The sequence below is a fragment of the Klebsiella quasipneumoniae subsp. quasipneumoniae genome (assembly GCF_020525925.1).
GTDB classification, from domain to species: Bacteria; Pseudomonadota; Gammaproteobacteria; order Enterobacterales; family Enterobacteriaceae; genus Klebsiella; species Klebsiella quasipneumoniae.
In genome coordinates this window covers 2327467-2351059 of the sequence record NZ_CP084876.1, presented here as the reverse complement: position 1 = coordinate 2351059, position 23593 = coordinate 2327467, and the positions used below count along the sequence as shown (strand labels likewise).

The following is a 23593-nucleotide window of genomic DNA, read 5'->3' as shown; positions in this document are numbered from 1 at the left end:
TCGCCGCGGATCAGGCCCCTTTGCGCTTCGGCAGGGTCTTCATCAGCTCGTCCGGGCTGACGGAGGCCACGATGCTACCCGGGTGCGGCATTTTGAGGATATGGTTTTTGATCTTGCCGACCACGTGCATTTCGCACGGACGGCAGTCAAACTTCAGGGTCAGCACTTCATCGCCATGGATCAGCTGCATCGGCGTGGCTTTCCAGCTCTTGATGGAGCCTTTCGCCTGTTTCGGACAGAGATTGAAGGCAAAGCGCAGGCAATGTTTAGTGATCATCACCGGCACATCGCCCTTCTCTTCGTGGGCTTCATAGGCGGCGTCAATCAGCTGCACGCCATAGCGCTGGTAGAACGCCCGCGCCTTGTGGTTATAGACGTTGGCGAGGAAGGAGAGATGGGTCTCCGGGTAGACCGGCGGCGGCACAGAGACCGGCTTACGGGTGCCGCGCTGCCAGGCGTTGAGCCGCGCGTCATCCAGCATTTCGGCCGTTTCACGCCGCAGCTGGTTGAGCAGGCTGTTGGGCACAAACAGCGGCGGCAGATTAACCTGCACCTCGCGCGCATAGTAAATGGTTTGCCCCAGTTTTGTGACACCGTCACGGAGTTTGGCCAGCGCTTTCTCCGCCTGGTTAGCTTCGGCGAACTCCCCGTCAAGGGTGTGGGTCACGCTGACGCCATCTTCACAGGTCATGGTGAGAACCAGCTGCTCCTGCCAGCCGCTTAGGGTGACGTCTACGGCGATGCGGCGTTCGCTGGAGGTCTTCAGCAGCGCCTGCTGCCAGTTGTGATCGAGGTTGCGGTTGAGCGCCTGATGCGGGCGCACTTTGTGCAGATCCGCAGGCATCTCGTTCGGCCACACCCGATAGCGATTTTCGCCGGTTTTTTCCACGGTATTGGCGCGGAAGCCCACCACTTCACGCTTAATCATCACGTTAAGGCCATCGCCGTTGGTTAACGGTTCGCTGACCTCGACGTCGAGATGGTCTTTACCCACCTTCAGCACTTCGCCCACCGGCAGTCCGATAAATTTTGGCGAATCAAAGGCGCCGATATCGCCTTTACGGGCATTAACGAAGTAATCGGTGCTGCCGCGGTGGAAGGTTTTATCGGTGGACGGGATAAAGAAATGCTCGGTGCGCCCTGCCGAGGCGCGCGCGAGATCGCCGCGGTCTTCAATGATGGCGTCCAGCATCTGGCGGTAGTGAGCGGTGATGTTTTTCACGTAGCTCATGTCTTTGTAACGGCCTTCGATTTTGAAGGAGCGCACCCCGGCATCGATCAGCGCCGCCAGGTTGGCGGTCTGGTCGTTGTCTTTCATCGACAGGAGATGTTTTTCATAGGCCACCACTCGCCCCTGATCGTCCTTCAGGGTATACGGCAGGCGGCAGGCCTGCGAGCAGTCGCCGCGGTTGGCGCTGCGTCCGGTCTGGGCGTGGGAAATGTAGCACTGGCCGGAATAGGCCACGCACAGCGCGCCATGGATAAAGAATTCGATGGTGGCGTCAGTATTATCGTAGATGGCCTTGATTTGACTGAGGTTCAGCTCGCGCGCCAGCACGATCTGGCTGAAACCGGCGTCTGAGAGAAACTTTGCTTTCTCCACGCTGCGGATGTCGCACTGGGTGCTGGCGTGCAGCTCGATCGGCGGCAGGTCCAGCTCCATGATCCCCATATCCTGGACAATCAGCGCATCGACGCCCGCGTCGTAAAGGTCGGTAATCAGCCGCTGCGCCGGCTCCAGCTCATCGTCATGCAGAATGGTGTTCAGCGTCACAAAGACCTTGGCGCCGAAGCGATGGGCGAAAGGCACCAGACCGGCGATGTCGCTCAGGCTGTTGCTGGCGTTGTGGCGGGCGCCAAAGCCAGGTCCACCGATATAAACGGCGTCGGCGCCGTGAAGGATCGCTTCGCGAGCGATACCGGCGTCGCGGGCAGGACTAAGAAGTTCAAGACGATGACTGTGCAGGCGCATACGCGTGTTGTTATCCAGTATAAGGGGGTCGAAATGGCGGCTATTGTAGTCAGAACCGGGCGCAGACGAAAACCTTTTCCGCCGTCGCGGGACGACGAATTTTCAGTTTTCAGCAAAGTATTGAAGGAAAAGATATTTCCCTCAAATCACCGTACAGAGTACTGTCATCACGTATTCCGGATTTTCCTCGTCACGTTGTGAGTGGTTATCATCAGTCATCTTGTCTGGCCGCGGGTTCGCCCGCGGTTTTTTCTTTTGGATAGTGGATAAGCGAATGGAAATGAGCCGCCTGGGCGCCGCTGTTCCGGTAGGCATGCGCCGCATCGCCGGCGAAGCGCCGACCCTCACCCGCCTGCAGCGAGTGCCACTCCCCCTGTAAGCAGAGATCCAGGGTACCGCTAATCACGACAACATGCTCAATCACCCCTTGCTCATGCGGCGTCGATTCGCTCAGCGCCCCGGGAGCAAGGGTTATCGAGAAATGATCAAAGCGCAACTCCGGGTCCCACGGGAAGACCGGGGTCACCACCATCGCCTGCTGCTGCGGGTCAAACGCGGAGGGCGCCGCGCCGTCATCCGGAACGATAAACGCCGAAAACGGCACGTTCAGCCCGGTGGCAATCTTCCACAGCGTCGCGACCGTCGGACTCGATTCATTCCGCTCAATCTGCCCGAGCATGGCTTTCGACACCCCGGTCTCTTCCGCCAGACGCGACAGGCTCCAGCCGCGCTGCTGACGCAGATTTTTGAGGGTGGCCGCCAGGTGTTGCGCAATATTCATCCTACCTCCTGATTTTTCAGCCCAGAGTATACCTCCATTTGCCTGATTCAACAGGGCGATTAGCGGCATCGCGGGCCGTTTGCGACAAGAGCCGCGGTGCGCAGCCCTCACCACGCAGGAACCTTGTGCGCTAAAACGCACAATGATAGAGTAATCGGACGTTATAACGCACAAGAGAAAACTATGCGCTCGTTTACCGTTCCGCTTCCCAGCCTGTTCGCCGGCTTCGTCGCCGTGCTGGTGGGCTACGCCAGCTCTGCCGCCATCATCTGGCAGGCTGCCGCTGCCGCCGGCGCCACGCCCGGGCAGATCGCCGGCTGGATGACGGCCCTGGGCCTCGCCATGGGCGTCAGCACCCTCGCGCTGAGCGGCTGGCGAAAAGTGCCGGTGCTCACCGCCTGGTCAACGCCGGGCGCCGCCCTGCTGGTCAGCGGCCTGCAGGGGGTGACCCTCCCTGAGGCGGTGGGGGTATTTATCTTCGCCAATGCGCTGATCGTCCTCTGCGGCGTTACCGGCCTGTTTGCCCGGCTGATGAAAATCATTCCCCATTCGCTGGCCGCCGCGATGCTGGCCGGCATTCTGCTGCGTTTCGGTTTGCAGGCCTTCGCCGGCTTCCAGGATCATCTGCTGCTGTGCGGCGGCATGCTCGCCGCCTGGCTTCTGTGTAAGGCGCTGTGGCCCCGCTTCGCCGTGGTCGCCGCGCTGGTTGCCGGGGCGCTGATTGCCGCGGCCTCCGGGGAGGTGGCCAGCGCCGCTGTGCCGCTGGCGTTTGTGGCGCCGGAATGGATCGCCCCGCAGTTTACCCCGGCGCTGCTGCTCAGCGTCGGCCTGCCGTTCTTCCTCGTGACCATGGCCTCACAGAACGCGCCCGGGTTCGCTACCCTTCAGGCATCAGGCTATGCCGTACCGGTCTCCGCGCTGATCGTTGTCTGCGGGGGGCTGGCGCTGCTGCTGGCGCCGTTTGGGGTCTACTCGATCTGTATTGCGGCGATCACCGCCGCCATCTGTCAGAGCCCGGAAGCGCACCCGGATCCGCAGAAGCGTTGGCTGGCGGCCATGGCCGCAGGCGGTTTTTATCTGCTGGCCGGTCTGTTCGGGGGATCGATCACCGCGCTGATGTCGGCCCTGCCGACAGCGTGGATCCAGATGCTGGCCGGCCTGGCGTTGCTCGGCACCATCGGCGGTAGTCTGTTTCAGGCGGTACATCAGGCCAGTGAGCGCGACGCGGCGGTGCTGACCTTTCTGATCACCGCCAGCGGCGTGACGCTGGCGGGAATTGGCTCGGCATTCTGGGGCGTGGTGCTCGGCGGAGTGAGCTACGGCGTGCTATCCGCGCTGCGCCGCCCGTAGCTGGGTCGGCGTCAGGCCGGTGGCGGCTTTGACCCGATGGCTGAAATGGCTGGCGGAGCTGAAACCGCAGGCCAGAGCGATCTCGGTGAGCGGCAGCGCGCTGTGGCAGATCAGGTTTTGCGCCTTCGCCATTCGCTGCTGCATCACATATTGATGCGGAGCCATATTCAGCGACTGGCGGAACATACGGGCAAAATGAAATTCACTCAGTCCCGCCTGCTGCGCCAGGTCGGCCAGGGTCAATGGCTGATCGAGGTGAGCGTCGATCCAGGCCAGCACGTGACGCTTCACCCCCGGCGCCAGTCCCCCGGTGACCGAGGGCAAACGCCACTGCACGGTGGCATAGTGCTGGATCAGATGGGTGAGCAATAAACTGCTGGCGGCGCTAAGGGTCAGCTGGTTCGCCGGCTGTCGCCAGTCATTAGCCAGCAAAAACTGACGATACACGGTGGTGATTTTGTCATCGCTGGCAAAGGTTTTCTCCTGCAGGGTGAAGTTCGCCGGGCTGCGATCCCACACCTCCTCCCCGACACGGCGCAGATGCGCATCGGTACAATAGAGATGGACAAACGACAGATCGCCGCGGATATCCCAGACGCTTTCATCGCCTTTCGGCATCAGGCAAAAGCGATCCGGGCCGCCGCCATTCTTCCAGCCGTGCGGCGTCTTTTGATAGCTTTCATAACCATCGGCGACGTACAGGCTTAAGGTATGATGATCGCTGCGTACCGTTACGGTATCGCAGTTGTTATACCAGGCGGCCAGTTGAATACCGGAATTCAGCTCCACGGTGCCCTTCAGCACCGCGTTCTGTCGCCGTAATGTTTCAAACGTCCCGTAACCCATCGCCTTCACGCATCTGTCCTGTCTGGAAAAACTCTAGTCTAGGGAGACTGCGACGCGGTTTCCAGTCCTCACCGCCGGCGAAAGACAAATAAGCGCAAGAATTTGCAAGCCGACAACAAGCGGGTGAAAGCCGCAGGTTGCGGCAGGCGGCATACTCCTCCCTTCAACAGGCAGAGGAGAATCAGGGTGAACGCATTACTTTATGCACTCGTTGTCGTTATCTGGGGAACGACGTGGATTGCGATTTTTTTACAGCAGGGGCCGGTGGCGGCGCCGGTATCGATTTTCTGGCGGTTCGCCGTGGCCAGCGTCACGATGCTGGCGATTCTGCTCGTCACGCGACGTCTGCGGCCGCTGGGCGCGAAGGACCATCTCTGCTGCCTGCTGCAGGGCTGCTGCGTCTTCTGCTTCAATTTCTGGTGCTTTTATACCGCCGCCGCCTGGATCAACACCGGTCTGGAATCGGTGATCTTTTCCATGGCGGTGCTGTTTAACGCCATCAACAGCTTTCTTTTCTTCCGTCAGCAGCCGCCGGGACGCTTCTGGGCTGCCGCCGCGCTCGGTCTGGCCGGTATCGTCACCCTGTTCTGGGATGACCTGCTGGCCAACGGGCTGAACGCTTCGCTACTGTGGGGGATCGGTCTGAGCGCGCTGGGCACTTACGGCTTTTCGCTGGGCAATATGTTCAGTATTCGTCACCAGCGGCGGGGGCTGGAGACGCTGACCACCAACAGCTGGGCGATGCTGTACGGCACGCTGGTGATGGGCGCCATCGCACTCCTCCGCGGGGATAATTTTATGCCGGAGTGGACCGTCAGCTATCTTGGCGCCCTGCTTTACCTGGCGCTGTTCGGCTCAGTTGTCGCCTTCGGCGCCTATTTCACCCTTGTGGGACGCATCGGCGCCAGCAAAGCCGCCTACAGTACGCTGCTGTTTCCGCTGGTCGCCCTGTCCATCTCCACCATTTATGAAGGCTATGTATGGCACAGCAACGCCGTTATCGGACTGGCGCTGATCCTGTTGGGTAATCTGGTGATGTTTGCCAAACCGGAACAGCTGCTGCTGCGCCGAAAGCTGGCCTGAAACGGCGGAAGATAAAACAGCGCCGTCGGCAGACGGCGCTGGCGAGATTACCGCTGGGAAGGGTCGAATTTGACGGCGTCGACCGCCATATCATCGATCACCTGCTTCATGGTTTCGATGGTCAGCGGCGTGTTTTCATTGGCCAGGGTTTTTCCTTCCCCTTTACGAACCACTTTGATCACCGGCTTGTTGGTGCTGGCGTCAATCAGTTCGGCTTCAAAATAGAGGTCGGTGTCCATCGTACGATGGCCGGTGGCGGCCTGAGTACCGGCAACAATCATCGCGACCGGAACCACTTCATAGAACTGCAGCCCTTCTTTGCTGGAGTCCACCCCGGTGATCGCCCCGCGGAAAATAAGGCTACGCTTGCCGGCGGTGGTAGCCAGCGGTTTACGCTCGGAAATGGCCTGTTTGAGCTGTTTGTTGGTGTAATTAAGAATATCCTGCAACGCCTTTTCACCGACCTGGGTCGTCGGCTTCGGTACCGGATAGTACGTTACCGGATGGTAGACGACATTATCGTAGTTAGCCGGATTGTAGTTTGGGTCGATCCAGCGCAGCTCCGACTTGCCGGAGGCCGTGGTGGCTTCTTTCAGGTTGGAATAATCTTTTAAAAAGCCCGAATACTGATTCGGCTGCGCCAGTTTGGACGCACAGCCCGTCAACGCTAACATCCCCGCCAGAGCGGCGACTTTAAATAACACGCGAGTACGCATAAAGAGATCCCTGTAAATGCAGTTTTTTCGGCAGACGTTATAGCAGATAAGACCCAGTAGTTTTGTGACAAAATGAGGGCTTCGTCAAGGAAGATATACAAATATTGATGGGATCAACATTACGTTATTAAATAATTACTTAATAGATGAACAGGTCGCCTTTAACCCTCTTTTCAGCGAGGCTTTTCGCGCTGCTTTATCCGATGGGTATTAGCGCAAGGCGGCGCGGTCAATCTCAGCCATATCACGCGCCGCTGAGGATTATGCGGGCTTGCGCGCCAGCAGCGTGGCGAAGCGCAGTTTGATCCGGTTGCCGCTGGCGTCGGTCCGATGCAGCTCACCGACGTCCTCATTGTATTTCAGTAATTCCCAGCCCCGGTAGTACTCCCGAAGTTCATCGGGTTTAAAAGCAAACGGGAAGCCGACGGTGCAGGGATAGTCCTCGGTGTCCATCGCCGCGACAATCAGGTTATAGCCCCCGGCGGCGGTGCAACGCTGCATATTGGCGATGAGTCCCGGGATAGCGCCGGCCTCAAGAAACATCATCACCACGGTGGAGAGGATCAGATCATACTCGCCGTCAAAGGTCAGGCTGTTGAGGTCTTTCACCGCGGTCTGCAGATTATCCAGCCCTTCGGCGGCGCGAATAGTCTCCAGATTATTGATGCTCATCGCATTTTTATCCCACGCCGTCACCGTGAAGCCGTTCGCCGCCAGATAAAGGCTGTTACGTCCGTTGCCGCAGCCCAGATCCAGCGCCCGCCCCGGCGGCACCATCGTCGCGGCATGCAGCACCTCGGAGTGGGTGCGGGTCAGTCCATATTTTTCACTAAAATAGTCCGCGTCACGCGTTGTCATGATCCTTCCTTCTTATTCAGGAGTGTTTCCCGGTCAACCTGTAGCAACAGTTTCCCGCTGACCAGCAGCAGCCCTGTGCGCAGCAGCAGCAGGCCGATGACCAGATTGCTAAAAATAAAGAGCGGCAGCGCCAGATGATGAAAAAAGCCATCCGCCTTCGCCTGGCCCAGATGCAGGCCGGTAGTGGCCAGTGCGGAAATACCGAACGAGAAGCTCCAGAAAGAAGCATTGAACGGCTGGCGAAGATACCAGGGCATCAGACGCAGCATAAACAACAGCTGCAGCAGACCGTAGCCAAACAGCAGCTTAGCCAAGGTATCAGCCTCCCCGCCGTTGACGCTGAGCCAGGCGCTGCAGGCCACCAGCGCAGGCGCCAGCTGGATCCCCAACGAGGTGCGCAGCGCGGTCGGCAGTTCGCCTGCGCTGCGCAGACGATGGAGGATAGCCGGCTCAAGGCTCAGCCAGGAGAAGACTCCGGCGCCAAGGAACACCAGTCCGGCGTCGGTAAACCCCAGCGCGCCGCAGGCCATCGCGCTGATAAAATTATTCGCCACCGTGGGCAGATACAGCCCCGGCGTAGTGGCCTCGCGAGGATGGTTTCCCCGCCACAGGCCGCCGCTTTGCCAGGCGGCATAGGCGAGCTGCAGCGCCACGCCCGGCACAAACAGCCCGATGGCCAGCGGCCGGCACCAGGGTACCAGACCAATCGATACCAGCAAGGTAGTGGCGGGAAACAGGCTGACGAAGCTGCTGCTGACGGGATGTCGCATCTCCTGCAGCACACTCGCCGGAAAGCGGATCGCCCGGCTGATAAACGCCATGCTGAGCAGGACCCACATCGCCATCGCCAGCGTCACCAGCCCATCACCAATGCTGCGGCTGACCGGCCAGAGGGTGCTGGCGTAACGCCAGGCAAAGCCCATCCCGATGGTGCCGAGCACCATGCCAAAGTAACCCGCCGGCAGATTTAGCACCTGCCGCGACGTATGCGTTTTGTTCATTTTATTGATGATATCAATTTAATTTGAAGTTGCATTCTAAAGGAACCTTATCCCACGCGCTACGGCGATCTTTGCTATGTTTATGTTAACCATAAGTAATGAGGATCGGGAATGCGTAAATACCGTCTCAGCGAACAGACCCGGCAGTATTGTTACCAGGCAGAGGATGGCAAACAGTGCGTCACCCTGCGCCAGATCGTGGCGCTTATCGATTTCGCTGACGTCAAAGCGGGCAGCGAAGGCGGCTGGGTGGAGGAGGAAAGCGCTCTCAGCCAGCAGGGAGAGTGCTGGATCTACGATGCCAACAGCGTGGTCTTCGCCGGGGCGCGCATCCTCGACGATGCCCGACTCCATGGCCCCTGCGAGGTCAGCCATGGGGCTATCATCAGCGGACGGGCATCCATTCACGCCTCGCAGATCAGCCATCACGCGCAGATTGGTGACAACGTCACGATTAGCCTGAGTACGGTGCGCGGTGACTGTCGCCTCGCCGACGAGGCGCGTCTTCTGCCCCACTGTCAGGTGATTGCCGCCCGCGGGCTGACCGCCGACCGCGACAAAGTGCTGCAGATTTATCAGCGAGCCACCGTCAGCGCGTCGCGCATTCTCCATCAGGCGCAGATCTATGGCGAGGCCTACGTTGAGCACGCTTTTGTCGAACATCGGGCGGAAGTCTTTGACCACGCCAGGCTTGAGGGAAACGAGGAGAATGACGTTTGGGTGTGCGATAACGCGCGGATTTACGGGCATGCCCGTCTGATCGCGGGTCGCGGCGAAGATGCTATTCCCACTGTGCGCTACAGTTCCCAGGTTGCGGAGAATGCGGTGATTGAAGGTAACTGTCTGCTAAAGCACCGGGCGATGGTGGGCGGCGAGGCGCAGCTGCGCGGTGGACCGATTCTGCTTGACGACGACGTGCTGATCCAGGGTCGGGCTGTCATCGTCGGCGATGTGATCGTTGAGCACCAGGTTACGCTTGGGGACGAGGTGCAGATTGCCGCGCGGGAAGGAGAAGCCATTCACCTGCGCGGCCCGAAGACCCTCGACGGCCAGCAGCAGATCACCCGAACGCCGCTGTTAGGCGCCCTGTAGCGCCTCGTCGCGGTCAATAATGCGGGCGTAGATATTCTGATCGTCATAGCTGCCGTTCAGATACTCGGCCTGGCGGAGACAGCCTTCCAGAACAAACCCGTTACGCAACGCCACCTGGTTGCTGCGGGTATTCGCCACCCGACATTTGATTACAAACCGGCGCACCAGCCCGCTGCGGGCATAATAGTGGATAAAGGCCTGCAGGGAACGGGACAGATACCCCTGCCCCTGGCAATCTTCATCGATCCAATAGCCAATATAGGCCGTCTTATTCTGCGGCTCGATCTGGTTGAACGACAGAACGCCAATCGGCCGCTTATCGAGATACAGCAAAAACATTTTGGCGTAATCCCGCTGGTGCAGCATCACGTTACTCTGCACATGGCGGCGGGTCTCCTCTTCGCTGCGCACCTCTCCGGCCCAGCTGAGCGACTGCTGTAGCCAGCGCTGGTTTTTCACCACCAGCTGGTGCAGGTCGCTGACGTAACGCTCATCAATGGCGGTAAGCGTCAGTCCCTCGGTCACCGGGATCGACTCAGGTACTGCTGGAATGTCTGTGGTCATGGGGCTCTCTGCGGGCCCGCAGGGGGTGCCTGGGGGCCACGGCTGTCACGGGGTTATTTCATGATCCGGTCGTCAACGTAGTTACGTTTATCCGGCGCCGGCGGGAAGTACTGATAGAGCCAGGTTTCGCTGATGGCTTCTCCCTGACAGCGCAGGAACAGACGCATCTCCACCGGGTCGGTCGAGTCGGAGGTCGGATACCAGTCGAAGAGGATCCGGTAGCCATCGAACGGCTCGACGTAGAGGATCTCAATCTGCTTCGCTTCGCCGCTGGAGAGGGTGATCACCGGTTCAATACCGCGCGGCGCGGCCGCTTTCAGATCGCCGCCGACAAAGTCGATGGCAAAACGACGCGCCCACTTGTCCGGGTAGTGTTCCCCCGGCGCCCATCCCTCCGGGAAGCCCCCCATCCCGGTGCGGGTGGCGAGCACACGCGCCAGCGGGGTGCTCACCGGCGGCTGCGCGCTCCAGTAGAGACGGTAGCGGAAGTCCAGTTCGTCGCCCGCCTTCACCGCCTTTTCCGGCTGCCAGAAGCAGACGATGTTATCCAGCGTTTCACCGGTGGTCGGGATCTCCATCAGGCTGACCGCCCCTTTGCCCCACTGGTTACGCGGCTCCACCCACAGGCTGGGACGCTTGTTATACCAGCCCATCACGTCCTGGTAGTGGGAGAAATCGCGGTCCAGCTGCAGCAGACCAAATCCGCGCGGGTTCTTGTCCTGGAAGGCGTTGAACTGCAGCTTCTGCGGGTTGTTCAACGGCCGGCAGACCCATTCGCCGTTGCCCAGCCACATCGACAGCCGATCGGAGTCGTGGATCTGCGGGTGGATGGTATCACACATCCGACGCTCGTTGTTGCCGCAGCTGAACATGCTGGTCATCGGCGCGATACCCAGCTGTTTGATATCCTTGCGGGCGTAGAGATGGTTCTCCACGTCCATAATGACCTGGGTATCCTGGCAGTGGATGGTGAACTTGTAGGCGCCTGTGATGCTCGGGCTGTCCAGCAGAGCGTAAACGGTGAATACCGTGGCGTCTCCTTTGACCGTTTCGAACCAGAAAGAGGTGAAATCGGGGAACTCTTCCGGGGTATCGGTAAAGGTATCTACCGCCAGCCCACGGGCCGAGAGGCCGTACTGGTAGGTGCTGTCTACCGCGCGGAAATAGCTGGCGCCGAGAAACGCCACGATATCCCGGCGCGCCAGCTCAGGCGCTTTAAATACCCGGAACCCGGCGAAGCCGAGATCGGACTGGCCTTCCAGCTGGCGGGTATCCACCCCGGCGTCATTGTACTTGAACAGCTCCGGACGGAAGTGGATCTCGCGCGCCTGCTGGGTGGCGGCGTCTAAAGAGAACATGCGCACGCGGCGACGGAACCCCATCCCGACGTGGAAAAACTGGATATCCAGTTTGCGTTCTTCAATATTGTTCCACAGCGAGTGGTTGGCGTCATACTGGATGCTGTTATAAGCCTGCGGGGTGAGATTGGCCAGCGTCGGCGGCAGATCGCGCGGGGCGCCGCCCCACGGCTGGCGCGCCAGATCGTGAGCCATCGCCTGCAGCACGGCATAATCAAAACGGCGTGTCTGCCCGTCGGCAATGCCCGCGTCTTCAGCAAACGCGGCCTGACTGAATAAGGAAGCGACTCCTGACGTTCCGCATACGGCGGCAACAGCCATGGAAGATTTAAGAAAACGTCTGCGGTTCATGCCTGAGAAAGCGTCCTTCTGCACGGGTGAATTGATTCGCAACGCGTCATCACGCTGCGTGATAATTTCCGCCCACTCTAGACAAAAACGATTAATAATCCAATTGTTGCCCGCAGAAAAACGGTAAAAAAGCCCTGTCTACCAGAACAGGCTGTTTTTTCATCACCGGCGGAGGGAGAGCGCAATATCCAGCCCAGGGCCCGCCTGCAAACAAAGCGGACAGCACTCATACTGTATCGTCGCCGGGGCGTTTCTTAGCCGCCCGCGGCCTGCAGCAGGGCCGCGCTGAGCCGCGACCCATCCCCTTTATTCGAGGGTCACGTGATGCTTCATCACCCGGCGAAACAGCGCCAGCCGGGCGCGCATAAAGCGATTCTCCACTTTAAATCCGGCACGCTTATGCAGGCCAATGCGCAGCAGACGATCCCGTCCGCGCACGCACGCCGGCCAACGCACCGCGCCGGCAAGCACCTGCTCGCCGCTGGCGACGCGGGCAAACTGGGCCCAGTAGTCAGCGACCTGAGCGGCGAAGGCCAGATCCGCTTTACTGGCATATTGCCGCACCGGGTCGGTGAGCCGCAGGTTATCAAACACGTAGGGCACCTCGTTGCCGTGCCAGGCGCCGTGCGGATAGACATCATGCTCCGCTTCCGCCACATAATCGAACCAGTACCGCCAGCATGGCTGGCCCACGCGCTGCTGGGCCTGCATCACCACATAGCCGAGGGTGGTAAACGCCATATCCCGACAGACTTCCCGCCCCAGCGCTTCATCCCCCTTCACGCCGGGATAGAGGAGTTTGATCAGTCCCAGCCCCAGACGGCGCTCGCGGCGCAGTTTCTGGATCTGCCCGGCGATATCGACGCCAAACACCGCCATCACGCTGGCTTCATCGCTATTGGAGCCGATCATCACCGGCATCGGATGCTGGCGCCCGGCAAAAAAGGTCTCCAGCATCGGCTGCGGAAGCACCACATCGCCGGCGATGGGCGCTGGCCCGATATTCAGCGGGGCGGTTAGCGACCAGAAGGCCTCCGCCGGGATCGCCCGCAGTTGTTCGGCGCTGGCCTGCGGCAAGGCGAAGCGTTCCGCCAGCAGGCGGCCTTTCTCCAGCGCCTTTTCTCGCGGCAGATCGGGTAAGGTATATCCGCTCTGAATTATCGCTTTATGGAACAACCCTTTCGCTTTCGGCGAGGCCATCAGCGACAGCACGCTACGCGCCCCGGCGGATTCGCCAAACAGCGTGACGTTGGCGGCGTCGCCGCCGAAGGCGTGAATATTCTCCTGGACCCACTGCAGGGCGGCGATCTGGTCGAGCAGCGCGAAGTTATACAGACGCTCGCCCGCCTCTTCCTCCAGTGCCGGATGGGCGAAAAAGCCAAGATGGCCCAGTCGGTAGTTGACCGTCACCACCACCACGTCGCGGCTGGCCAGCGCCAGGCCATCGTAAGGCGGCAGGCTGCCGGCGCCGATGGTAAACCCGCCGCCGTGCAGCCAGACCATCACCGGCAGCGGCTGCGCTGCGCTGGCGGGGGCCCAGACGTTGAGATAGAGACAGTCTTCGCTGAAGCGGCCGGGATCCCCGCCGCCAAGTTCGCGGCAGTAGTCAATGTCCTGCCAGCTGGCGGCGGAAAAGGCGTCGGCCTGACGCACGCCATGCCAGCGGGCGGGAGGCTGCGGCGCGCGCCAGCGCAGCGGCCCCACGGGCGGCGCGGCGTACGGAATGCCGCGCCAGATATGGATCCCCTGCTCTGCGCTCCCGGCCAGCGTGCCCTGCCGGGTTTTCGCCAACGGTTTCGACGGATGTTGCATAACCTGCTCCCTGTAAGGCTGATGCCAGCAGGGTACTGATTTTACAGCAGACCGCAACGTCGTTTGCTGCGCTCCTCCGCCTGCCGGTACAGTTCAAACTCATCCTGCACCGGGCAGCCCAGCGCCGCCTCAAAGGCTTCGCGGCTGGCATTCCCGTGGCTGCGCGCCTGGGTTTCGTTACCCAGATTGGACTGAAAAATGCCCGCCGCGCTGACCGGTAAAAAATCCTCATAGACGATGGGCTGGGCCACCACCCATCCGCGCTCGATCAGCGGCTGGGGATCGTCGCCCGGGCGAAACGCCTGGCGATGGGCCTCGCCAGCCGGCGTCAGGCGGTAGCGAAACCAGGCCAGCCCCTGCTGACGCAGCAGAAATTCGCTGTCGGGAAATTCGCGGAACACCTCCTGCAGATGCAGCTGGTGGCTGAGATTGTCTTTGCCGGTCCCTGCCGCCTGCAGCAGCCGGTCGTACAGCGCGCGCCCTTTCGGCGTCAGCGCCACGCCGCGCTGCTCAATTTCGCCAAAGCGGGCGCTGTGGGTGCCGCGGTGTTCGCCGGCGAACATCACCGGCTCCTCAAGCGCCTTGAAGCTGGTCTGCCGCAGGAGGATCGGTACCTCCCGGCGCGGCGGACCTTCGATCAGGGCCTTTGGCTCAATACCGCACTCCGGCATCAGGGCCTGCGCGCGGTCAATATCCAGCGTCCGCGGCGTGAGGTGGTTGATATGGCATCCCGGGAAGCAGACCACATCGGCAATCAGGCGATGCTCGCGATGCAGCGCGTGGTAGGTCTCCTCATCGACGGTGGCATGCCGGTGCCAGCGGAAGGTCTCCAGCGCCTCCTGCACAAACTCGCGGGCTTCCGCTGGGGTGAAGGCCCCTTCGGCCTCGTGCCGGGCGATCAGCGCCAGGCAGCGGGGAGTGAATATGTTGCGCCGGGCGAGGATCGCCTCGGCCCGCTCTCGCAGAGCGCGGTTTTCGATCAGCTCCAGACGCAGCAGCGAGGTAAATACCCGAAACGGATTGCGCGCCAGCGCGGCATCGTCGACAGGACGAAACGCCGTGGAGTGAACCGGCACGCCGGCCTGCGAGAGATCGTAATAGCTGACGGGAAACATCCCCATAATGGCAAACATGCGACGCAGCGTCGCCAGTTCCTCCGCTGTGCCCACGCGGATCGCCCCGTGGCGCTCAACGTTCAGGCGCGCCAGCTCGTCGGCGTTGGCCAGTTGTTCATGCAGCTTCGGATTATTTTCCAGTACCGCCAGGTTGACGTCAGCCACCAGCTCCAGCAGTGTCCCGTACTGCGGAACTTCCTGCTGGTACATGGCCGACATGGCCTGCGAAAAGTGCTCCCGAATCTCATCAGCCGTGATGGTGTTCGCCATGATGTGTTACCTCCAGTGAATACTTCCTGGAGTGTAGGAAAGCTGCCTCCCGGCGGGGGGAAGAATTTACAAACTGTGATGGCGATAACCTGCTTCCGGTCACGGGCATAGCGCAGAACATAACCGATGGTTATGAAAAACACCCGGTAATTTCACTTTAAATTAACAATGCATTTACACACACTGTTTCTGGCGACATTACAACAACATGCCCCTCTACCCTCTATACGGAGTACCCGATGAACGATAAATGGTCCCCGCGCGAGGTTATCCATCGCGATTACAGTAGTCACCCGCCCGCTTACGCCCCGGGCTATAAAACCAGCGTCCTGCGCTCCCCGAAAAACGCCCTGATCTCCCTGCAGAACTCGCTGTCGGAGATCACCGGCCCGGTGTTTAGCCGCGACGACCTGGGTCCGCTGGATAATGACCTTATCCTTAACTATGCCAAAGAAGGCCTGCCGATTGGCGAGCGGATCATTGTGCACGGCTATGTGCGGGATGGCTTCGGCCGACCGATGAAAAACACCCTGGTGGAAGTCTGGCAGGCCAATGCCGGCGGCCGCTATCGACATAAAAAAGATCAGTATCTGGCGCCGATTGACCCGAACTTCGGCGGCTGCGGCCGGGTGCTGACCGACGAGAACGGCTATTACTGTTTTCGCACCATCAAGCCCGGCCCCTACCCCTGGCGCAACCAGGCCAGCGACTGGCGTCCGGCGCATATTCATTTCTCGCTCTCGGGCGACGCCTGGGCCCAGCGCCTGATCACCCAGATGTATTTCGAAGGCGACCCGCTAATCAAGCAGTGCCCGATCGTCAGAACCATTAATAATGACGACGCCGTGCGCACCCTGATCGCCGAGCTGGACATGCACGCCGCCGTGCCGCTGGATTGTCTGGCCTACCGCTTCGACCTTGTTCTGCGCGGCCATCGCGCCACGCTGTTTGAAAATCGCACTCAGGGGGCCGCCCGATGAAAGAGTATCTGCCTGAAACCGCCTCGCAGACCGCGGGACCCTATGTTCATATCGGTCTGGCGCCGGACGCCGCGGGTTTCCATATTTTTGAGAAAAATTTTGGTCCGGTTCTCACCACCGCCGATACCGTCGGAGAACGAATCACCATTGAAGGCCGGGTTATCGACGGCTCCGGAACCCCGGTCCGCGATGTGCTGCTGGAGATCTGGCAGGCCAACGCCGCGGGACGCTATAACCATCCTGACGATCGTCAGCAGCAGAAAGCGGTCGACCCGGGCTTTCGCGGCTGGGGGCGCACCTGCTCTGACTTCACCTCCGGCGTCTGGCGCTTTGAAACCATCAAGCCCGGCGCGGTGGTTGGCCGCGATGGCCGTCTGATGGCGCCGCACGTCAATCTGTGGGTGGTGGCCCGGGGAATCAATATTGGCCTCAATACGCGGATGTATTTTGCCGATGAGCACGAGGCCAACGCCAGCGACCCGGTGCTGAATCTCATCGAGTGGGAGGTGAGACGCAAAACCTTAATCGCTGAGCGCGAAGTTCGCGGTGCGGAAGTGGTCTATCGTTTCGACATTTATCTGCAGGGCGAGAACGAAACCGTCTTTTTCGATATCTAGCGGCCATGCTGACCACCGCCGTCGCCCCGCACAGCCGGGGCGGTGGCGTGTTAAACCATAGGGAAAGATCTTGTAATGTAATCAGCTCAAATGTTAAAAATATTTTGCTATCTGGTTATCAAATTTAAACAAGGCCGCTTGTCTCTTTCACCGCTGTGTTTTTAACATCATCTTACTATGGAAAAAAATGGTCTCTTCAGTCAGCGCATTCGCTTGCGCCATCTACACACCTTCGTGGCCGTCGCTCAACAGGGAACGTTGGGGCGCGCGGCTGAAACTTTAAATCTGAGCCAGCCAGCACTTTCAAAAACGCTTAACGAGCTTGAACAGCTGACCGGTACCCGTCTGTTTGAGCGGGGACGGCTGGGGGCGCAGCTGACCCTGGTCGGGGAACAGTTTCTGACTCATGCCGTGAAGGTGCTTGATGCCCTTAACTCGGCGGGCCAGGCGCTGAACCGTAAAGAGGGCCTGAATAACGATATTGTACGCATCGGCGCGCTGCCTACCGCCGCGCTGGGGATCCTGCCGACGGTGATCGGCCAGTTCCATAAGCAGCAAAAAGATATCACGCTGCAGGTCGCCACCATGAACAACACCATGCTGCTCGCCGGGTTAAAGTCCGGGGAGATCGACATCGGCATCGGACGGATGTCCGATCCGGAGCTGATGAGCGGCCTGCATTACGAACTGCTGTTCCTGGAATCCCTTAAGCTGGTGGTTCGTCCGGGACATCCCCTGCTGCAGGAGACGGTGACCCTCAGTCGGGTGATGGAGTGGCCGGTGGTGGTCTCGCCAAAGGGCACCGTGCCGCGGCAAAACGCCGAAGCGCTGCTCCAGAGCCAGGGGTGTAAAATGCCCGCCGGCTGCATCGAGACTCTGTCCGCTTCCCTGTCGCGCCAGCTAACGGTTGATTTTGACTATGTCTGGTTCGTCCCTTCCGGGGCGGTGAAAGACGATCTTCGCCGTGGCGTACTAACCGCCCTGCCGATTGCCACCCAGGGCGCCGGGGAGCCCATCGGCATTTTAACCCGCGTCGATGCGACACTGACCCCCGGGACGCACACCCTGCTCAGCGCTATTCGTAAATCAATGCCTGCCTGATCCGCCGCTCCCCCGGCCCGTCGCGGCCGGGGAGCCGACGCCGACTGAGATACATTCAGCAAAATAATCATTTTGTGCGAAATTATTTATTAACATTTGCGCAAATTTCTTTAACAGATCTATCATATCGCGATTTCACCAAATGGTTCATATGAAATCAAAGCAGGCAATAAATTTGGCTTTATGAAGATGCAAACCGCTTCATTCAAAAATAAAACAAAATAACTTTGTTTCATTTGGTTCGTAATGAGGTGGCTGGTGTGGTTAAGGAGATTTCATGACAACTGGCAACGCGCCGCGCGGATTCCCCCGGATCCTGCAGTGGCTTCTCGCCGGACTGATGCTGATCATCGGTCTGGCTATCGGTATTCTGGGGGCAAAACTGGCTCTCGTCGGCGGCACGCTGTACTTTGCGCTGATGGGCGTGGTGATGGTTATCGCGGCAGTGCTAATTTTCCGTCGCCGCCGCGGCGGGATTTTGCTGTACGCCGTGGCGTTTATCGCCTCAGTGATCTGGGCGATTGGCGACGCTGGCTGGAACTTCTGGCCGCTCTTCTCGCGCCTGTTCGCCCTTGGCGTGCTGGCCTTTCTCGCCGCCCTGGTCTGGCCTTTCCTCGCCAGCCCGCCGGCGAAAAAAGGCCCGGCTTTTGCCATCGCCGCCGTGCTCGCCGTGGCGCTGGCGGGAAGCTTTGGCTGGATGTTTAAATCCGAACCGCTGGTCAGCGCCACGGAAGCGGTACCGGTGAAACCCGTCGCGCCGGGCGAAGAGCAGAAAAACTGGGCGCACTGGGGCAACACCACCCACGGCGACCGCTTCGCCGCTCTCGATCAAATCAACAAGCACAACGTCAACCAGCTGCAGGTAGCCTGGGTGGCGCATACTGGGGATATTCCGCAGAGCAATGGCTCCGGCGCGGAAGATCAGAATACCCCGCTGCAGATTGGCGATACCCTCTACGTCTGTACCCCATACAGCAAAGTGCTGGCGCTGGATGTCGACAGCGGCAAAGAGAAATGGCGCTATGACTCCAAGTCCTCTTCGCCTAACTGGCAGCGCTGCCGCGGCTTAGGCTATTACGAAGATAGCCAGGCGCAGACGACGCCAGCGTCAGGCGCCCAGCCTGCCGCCTGCTCCCGTCGTCTTTTCCTGCCGACGATCGATGCCCGCCTGATCGCCATTGATGCCGACACCGGCAAACTGTGCGAGAGCTTCGGCGATCGCGGTATTGTCGACCTCAGCGTCGGAATGGGCGAAGTCAAAGCGGGCTACTATCAACAGACCTCCACCCCGCTGGTCGCGGGCAATGTGGTGGTGGTGGGCGGCCGCGTCGCGGATAACTACTCTACCGGCGAACCGCCGGGGGTGGTCCGCGCGTTTGACGTCCATACCGGTAAACTGGCCTGGGCGTGGGATCCGGGTAATCCGGCGCTGACCGGCGTACCGCCGGAGGGCCAGACCTATACGCGCGGCACGCCGAACGTCTGGTCGGCGATGTCTTACGACGCGAAGCTGAACCTGATCTATCTGCCGACCGGCAACGCTACGCCAGACTTCTTCGGCGGCGAACGAACCGCGCTGGACGACAAATACAGCTCCTCCATCGTCGCTGTGGATGCCGCGACCGGCCAGGTACGCTGGCACTTCCAGACCACCCACCACGACCTGTGGGACTTTGACCTGCCGTCTCAGCCGCTGCTGTACGATCTGCCTGACGGCAAGGGCGGCACCACCCCGGTGCTGGTGCAGACCAGCAAGCAGGGCATGATCTTTATGCTCAATCGCGAAACCGGCGAGCCGGTGGCGAAAGTGGAAGAGCGACCGGTGCCGGTGGGCAACGTCAAAGGCGAGCGCTACTCGCCGACGCAGCCTTACTCGGTGGGAATGCCGATGATCGGCAACCAGACGCTGACCGAGTCCGATATGTGGGGCGCGACGCCGATCGACCTGCTGCTGTGCCGTATCCAGTTCAAAGAGATGCGCCACCAGGGAGTCTTTACCCCGCCGGGGGAAGACCGCTCCCTGCAATTCCCGGGCTCGCTCGGCGGCATGAACTGGGGCAGCGTCTCGGTGGATCCCAATAACAGCCTGATGTTCGTTAACGATATGCGTCTCGGTCTCCCCAACTATATGGTGCCGCGCGAGAAGGTAGCGAAAGACGCCAGCGGCATTGAGATGGGCATCGTGCCGATGGAAGGCACGCCGTTTGGCGCCATGCGCGAACGTTTCCTGTCGCCGCTGGGCATTCCGTGCCAGAAACCGCCTTTCGGCACCATGTCCGCTGTGGATCTGAAAACCGGGAAACTGGTGTGGCAGGTGCCGGTAGGCACCGTAGAGGATACCGGGCCGCTGGGGATCCGCATGCATATGCCGATTCCGATCGGTATGCCGACCCTTGGCGCGTCGCTGGCGACGCAGTCCGGGCTGCTGTTCTTCGCCGGCACCCAGGATTTCTACCTGCGCGCCTTTGATACCGCTAACGGCAAGGAGATCTGGAAATCCCGTCTGCCGGTTGGCAGTCAGTCCGGCCCGATGACCTACGTGTCGCCGAAAACCGGTAAGCAGTACATCATTATCAATGCGGGCGGCGCCCGTCAGTCTCCGGATCGCGGGGATTACATTATCGCCTACGCGCTTCCTGACCATCATTGATTGACCTAAGCAAAAGGGCCCATTCGGGCCCTTTTTTTCGGCTGACGAAACGCCTTGCGCGTTAGCGATTACTGGTCGCCAAAGTGGATCACGGTGCGAATCGATTTGCCTTCATGCATCAGGTCAAAGGCCTCGTTAATTTGCGCCAGCGGCAGGCGATGAGTAATAAACGGGTCGAGGCGAATTTTACCCGCCATCGCGTCTTCCACCATTCCCGGCAGCTGGCTACGGCCTTTCACGCCGCCAAAGGCGGAGCCGCGCCACACCCGGCCAGTCACCAGCTGGAACGGACGGGTCTTGATCTCCTGCCCGGCGCCGGCCACGCCGATAATGACGCTCTCGCCCCAGCCTTTATGGCAACATTCCAGCGCCGCGCGCATCACATTGACATTACCGATGCACTCGAAGCTGAAATCCACCCCGCCGTCGGTCAGCTCAACGATCACATCCTGAATGGGCTTATCGTAGTCGTTGGGGTTGATAAAGTCGGTAGCCCCCATCTCTTTCGCGAGAGTGAACTTATCCGGGTTAGTATCGACCGCCAGAATCCGCCCGGCTTGCGCCTGCACGGCGCCCTGGATCACCGCCAGGCCGATGCCGCCCAGGCCAAAGACCGCGACGGTATCCCCGGGCTTAACCTTCGCCGTGTTATGCACCGCGCCGATGCCGGTGGTCACGCCGCAGCCCAGCAGACACACTTTATCCAGCGGCGCCTGCGGATTGACTTTCGCCAGCGAGATCTCAGCGCAGACCGTGTATTCGCTGAAGGTGCTGGTGCCCATGTAGTGATAAATCGGTTCGCCGTTATACGAGAAACGGGTGGTGCCGTCCGGCATCAGCCCTTTGCCCTGGGTGGCGCGCACCGCCTGACAGAGATTGGTTTTACCCGACTTACAGAACTTGCACTCGCCGCATTCGGCGGTATACAGCGGGATGACATGATCGCCCGGCTTAAGACTGGTGACGCCCTCGCCCACTTCCACGACCACGCCGCCGCCTTCATGGCCCAGCACCGCCGGGAAGACGCCTTCCGGATCGTCGCCGGAAAGGGTGAAGGCATCGGTATGGCACACGCCGGTATGGGTGATTTTCACCAGAACTTCGCCTTTTTTCGGCGGCGCGACGTCAATCTCTACGATTTTTAACGGCTGACCGGGGCCAAAGGCCACTGCTGCGCGTGATTTCATAACTGTCTCTTCCTCGTCGTGATGTTATTTTAAATAAGATCGTAGCAGATGACCGACCTCTGCCATTCTCGCGGCCCGCTGGTCCGGGGTGGTGTCGCCGCTGACCAGCTCATCCTGCAGGTGGATCTCCACCATTTCGCCCATCAGACCGTTTGCCGCCCCGCGAATCGAGGCGATCTGCTGCAGGATAGTCATACAGGGTTCGCCGGACTCCAGCGCGCGTTCAAGGGCTTCAACCTGGCCGCGGATGCGGCGTACGCGGCTGAGGGCCCGTTTTTTATCTTCAGGTGAATGTGGCACGATAACGCCTCCGTATCATATAGGGGGGTATACTATATCTTATTAGCCGCAAAGGCAAAAAAAACCCCGTCGCGGGACGGGGTCTGAATGTTGAAGCGAATGATTCAGCGCTTACGGGGCATCATTCGCAGCAGGGTATTATCTTTCCACCAGTAATGATGGAGCAGCGCGGCGAAGGCATGCAGGCCAATCACAAAGTAACCGGCATTCGCTAACCATTCATGGATCGCTTTCAGGGTGTCCACCCGCTCAAAATCGCTCTGCGGGGCATACGGCATCGTCAGGCCAAAGGCGTACCAGGGATTCCCGCGCCAGTACATCATCACCATGCCGATCAGCGGCAGGGCAATAAACAGCAGATAGATAACCAGATGGCCGAGATGGGCAAAACCGGTCATCATTGGCGACGGCTTCGGCACGATCGGCGGCGTCGGCGTTTTCAGCCGCACCAGCAGACGCGCCGCCATCAGCACGCAAATGGCGATCCCGCAGGAAACATGAATCATATTAATCAGCGGCCGATCGCTGCGGGGGAAAAATCCGCGCAGCTCCATCGCCGCATAGGCCACCACCACCAGCAAAAAGACCAGCCAGTGGATGCCAATCTGCAGGCCGGAATATTTATCGCGCATGGAATATCCTTAATGGAAAGTGTGATGCTGCCAACATAGCGGCCTTCCCTTAAATTTTCATTAACCTTTACGTTGAATTAACAACTGATTACCGCATTCGGCCGAGCCGCTGCGCCCGAGCCACGCGAACGGGCGCCGGATACCATCAGCTATTACAAAATTAAACAGTTTTGTTACCTGCCGCCGCGCTCTCCCCTCTATAGTTGAGAACATCTGTCGGCCACGCTGCGTATGGAGATAAAAATGAAGAAAATCAGCTTACCGCTATTGCTGCTGACCGCGTTGGCCAGCCCGACTTTCGCCGCGGACTGTCAGCCTAACGGCATCGGCGGCTCATTTTGCATAAACGATGACGGGACCACCACCGACACGGTGCCGAATGAAGTCAACGGTATGGATACGTATTCGAACAATGGCGGATACAGCAGTTCTCTGCCCGACCAGTCGGGGGCAGAGGAAGCGCTTGAAGGGTCAACGCTGTCGACGCAGCAGGACAGCGTCGCCAGCAGCGGTCAGGGAGACAGCGCCCTGGCGGGCCGCGACTGGCATTCGCCGTCCAATCTGAATGATGGCGCCGCCACCTCCAGTATGAGCCTGCTGGATAAACCCTGAGGCCTGGCGTCAGGCAAAGCTCCAGCCTGCGGCGCCGATGGCGACGGCGAACAGCAGGCAGGCCAGCGCCGTTTTGCGTAACAGCATGGTATAGAAGGAGATGGCGACGCCAACGAATACCACCAACAGAATGGGCCACATGCTTAATAACAACAGCAGAAAACCCTCAATATTATTATGGATTACGCTTTCCACATCCGCATCCCTGCCTCATCGTCGATAAAGTAAGCAGAATTTAATATGTAACATGAATACATTCAAATAAAATATAAATGATTATGCGCCGCATTCTGCTGCGCCGGCCGGGCCTGGCGCAGGCGTTTGTTTCTTTTGCCTTTTTTCAAT

The 23593-nt window shown here is 59.8% G+C and carries 23 protein-coding genes; 9 read left to right on the top strand and 14 right to left on the bottom strand.

The annotated features are described in order from the left end of the window. Positions 1 to 10 precede the first annotated feature (10 nt). Entirely contained in the window at positions 11 to 1972 is a 1962-nt protein-coding gene (locus LGM20_RS11435; RefSeq protein WP_044523518.1) for a peptidase U32 family protein, read from the bottom strand. 33 nt (positions 1973 to 2005) lie between these two features. Between LGM20_RS11435 and LGM20_RS11430 the strand changes: the two genes are divergently transcribed. Continuing rightward, positions 2006 to 2173 (top strand): hypothetical protein, encoded by a 168-nt coding sequence (locus tag LGM20_RS11430; RefSeq protein WP_032429169.1) that lies wholly within the window; start codon positions 2006 to 2008, stop codon positions 2171 to 2173. 10 nt (positions 2174 to 2183) lie between these two features. On the opposite strand, the gene LGM20_RS11425 is transcribed toward LGM20_RS11430, so the two are convergent. Then, complete coding sequence (locus tag LGM20_RS11425; protein WP_023289901.1) at positions 2184 to 2753, bottom strand: helix-turn-helix domain-containing protein; 570 nt, start codon at positions 2751 to 2753, stop codon at positions 2184 to 2186. Between the two features lie 183 nt (positions 2754 to 2936). Between LGM20_RS11425 and LGM20_RS11420 the strand changes: the two genes are divergently transcribed. Continuing rightward, the gene (locus LGM20_RS11420; protein ID WP_044523523.1) at positions 2937 to 4103 is read left to right on the top strand and encodes a benzoate/H(+) symporter BenE family transporter; all 1167 of its coding nucleotides are present in this window, start codon (positions 2937 to 2939) and stop codon (positions 4101 to 4103) included. Here the strand turns inward: LGM20_RS11420 and LGM20_RS11415 are convergent. Continuing rightward, complete coding sequence (locus tag LGM20_RS11415) at positions 4080 to 4949, bottom strand: helix-turn-helix domain-containing protein (RefSeq protein ID WP_044523552.1); 870 nt, start codon at positions 4947 to 4949, stop codon at positions 4080 to 4082. The genes LGM20_RS11420 and LGM20_RS11415 overlap by 24 nt on opposite strands. Positions 4950 to 5135: 186 nt before the next feature. Here LGM20_RS11415 and LGM20_RS11410 point away from each other — a divergent pair, with 186 nt between their 5' ends. Beyond that, positions 5136 to 6032, top strand: a complete 897-nt coding sequence (locus LGM20_RS11410; RefSeq protein WP_044523526.1) for a DMT family transporter — start codon at positions 5136 to 5138, stop codon at positions 6030 to 6032. 47 nt (positions 6033 to 6079) lie between these two features. Here LGM20_RS11410 and LGM20_RS11405 read toward each other — a convergent pair whose 3' ends face one another. From LGM20_RS11405 to tehA, 3 genes are all read right to left on the bottom strand, one after another. After that, entirely contained in the window at positions 6080 to 6748 is a 669-nt protein-coding gene (locus tag LGM20_RS11405) for a DUF3313 domain-containing protein (protein WP_004202796.1), read from the bottom strand. 261 nt (positions 6749 to 7009) lie between these two features. Continuing rightward, a complete protein-coding gene (gene tehB / locus LGM20_RS11400; protein ID WP_044523527.1) occupies positions 7010 to 7606 on the bottom strand; it encodes a tellurite resistance methyltransferase TehB in 597 nt (198 codons plus the stop codon). Beyond that, positions 7603 to 8607 carry a dicarboxylate transporter/tellurite-resistance protein TehA gene (gene tehA / locus LGM20_RS11395; RefSeq protein WP_044523528.1) on the bottom strand — a complete coding sequence of 335 codons (1005 nt, stop codon included), beginning with the start codon at positions 8605 to 8607 and terminating at the stop codon, positions 7603 to 7605. The genes tehB and tehA overlap by 4 nt, the downstream gene beginning before the upstream one ends. Before the next feature lie 111 nt (positions 8608 to 8718). On the opposite strand from tehA, the gene ydcK reads away from it, so the two are divergent. Next, positions 8719 to 9699 (top strand): YdcK family protein, encoded by a 981-nt coding sequence (ydcK, locus tag LGM20_RS11390; RefSeq protein ID WP_023289907.1) that lies wholly within the window; start codon positions 8719 to 8721, stop codon positions 9697 to 9699. Here the strand turns inward: ydcK and rimL are convergent. The 4 genes from rimL to hglS form a co-directional block, all read right to left on the bottom strand. Beyond that, positions 9685 to 10263: a 50S ribosomal protein L7/L12-serine acetyltransferase gene (gene rimL / locus LGM20_RS11385; protein WP_044523529.1), complete on the bottom strand. Its 579-nt coding sequence runs from the start codon at positions 10261 to 10263 to the stop codon at positions 9685 to 9687. The genes ydcK and rimL overlap by 15 nt on opposite strands. Positions 10264 to 10316: 53 nt before the next feature. Beyond that, a complete protein-coding gene (locus tag LGM20_RS11380; RefSeq protein ID WP_032453098.1) occupies positions 10317 to 11972 on the bottom strand; it encodes a glucan biosynthesis protein D in 1656 nt (551 codons plus the stop codon). Between the two features lie 306 nt (positions 11973 to 12278). Continuing rightward, complete coding sequence (locus LGM20_RS11375) at positions 12279 to 13784, bottom strand: carboxylesterase/lipase family protein (RefSeq protein ID WP_044523531.1); 1506 nt, start codon at positions 13782 to 13784, stop codon at positions 12279 to 12281. A gap of 41 nt (positions 13785 to 13825) precedes the next feature. Then, the gene (gene hglS / locus LGM20_RS11370; protein WP_032453101.1) at positions 13826 to 15169 is read right to left on the bottom strand and encodes a 2-oxoadipate dioxygenase/decarboxylase HglS; all 1344 of its coding nucleotides are present in this window, start codon (positions 15167 to 15169) and stop codon (positions 13826 to 13828) included. 239 nt (positions 15170 to 15408) lie between these two features. Here hglS and pcaH point away from each other — a divergent pair, with 239 nt between their 5' ends. From pcaH to LGM20_RS11350, 4 genes are all read left to right on the top strand, one after another. Then, on the top strand, positions 15409 to 16149 hold the full coding sequence (pcaH, locus tag LGM20_RS11365) for a protocatechuate 3,4-dioxygenase subunit beta (RefSeq protein ID WP_004202816.1): 741 nt from the start codon (positions 15409 to 15411) through the stop codon (positions 16147 to 16149). Then, a complete protein-coding gene (gene pcaG, locus LGM20_RS11360; RefSeq protein ID WP_023289913.1) occupies positions 16146 to 16766 on the top strand; it encodes a protocatechuate 3,4-dioxygenase subunit alpha in 621 nt (206 codons plus the stop codon). Before pcaH ends, pcaG begins: the two co-directional genes overlap by 4 nt. A 177-nt stretch (positions 16767 to 16943) precedes the next feature. Next, positions 16944 to 17867, top strand: coding sequence for a LysR substrate-binding domain-containing protein (locus LGM20_RS11355; RefSeq protein ID WP_023289914.1), 924 nt, complete (start codon positions 16944 to 16946; stop codon positions 17865 to 17867). Between the two features lie 277 nt (positions 17868 to 18144). Then, a complete protein-coding gene (locus LGM20_RS11350; RefSeq protein WP_044523532.1) occupies positions 18145 to 20517 on the top strand; it encodes a membrane-bound PQQ-dependent dehydrogenase, glucose/quinate/shikimate family in 2373 nt (790 codons plus the stop codon). 68 nt (positions 20518 to 20585) lie between these two features. Here LGM20_RS11350 and LGM20_RS11345 read toward each other — a convergent pair whose 3' ends face one another. The 3 genes from LGM20_RS11345 to cybB all read right to left on the bottom strand — a co-directional run bounded on the left by LGM20_RS11345 (position 20586) and on the right by cybB (position 22636). Then, positions 20586 to 21704: an S-(hydroxymethyl)glutathione dehydrogenase/class III alcohol dehydrogenase gene (locus tag LGM20_RS11345; RefSeq protein WP_023289916.1), complete on the bottom strand. Its 1119-nt coding sequence runs from the start codon at positions 21702 to 21704 to the stop codon at positions 20586 to 20588. 24 nt (positions 21705 to 21728) lie between these two features. After that, entirely contained in the window at positions 21729 to 22004 is a 276-nt protein-coding gene (locus LGM20_RS11340; protein ID WP_004202822.1) for a metal/formaldehyde-sensitive transcriptional repressor, read from the bottom strand. Between the two features lie 104 nt (positions 22005 to 22108). Further along, positions 22109 to 22636, bottom strand: a complete 528-nt coding sequence (cybB, locus tag LGM20_RS11335; protein ID WP_023289917.1) for a cytochrome b561 — start codon at positions 22634 to 22636, stop codon at positions 22109 to 22111. Positions 22637 to 22879: 243 nt separating this feature from the next. Between cybB and LGM20_RS11330 the strand changes: the two genes are divergently transcribed. Continuing rightward, positions 22880 to 23248, top strand: coding sequence for a hypothetical protein (locus tag LGM20_RS11330; protein ID WP_004202826.1), 369 nt, complete (start codon positions 22880 to 22882; stop codon positions 23246 to 23248). A 9-nt stretch (positions 23249 to 23257) separates the two neighbouring features. Here LGM20_RS11330 and LGM20_RS11325 read toward each other — a convergent pair whose 3' ends face one another. Beyond that, on the bottom strand, positions 23258 to 23443 hold the full coding sequence (locus LGM20_RS11325) for a hypothetical protein (protein WP_004202827.1): 186 nt from the start codon (positions 23441 to 23443) through the stop codon (positions 23258 to 23260). Between the last annotated feature and the right edge of the window lie 150 nt (positions 23444 to 23593).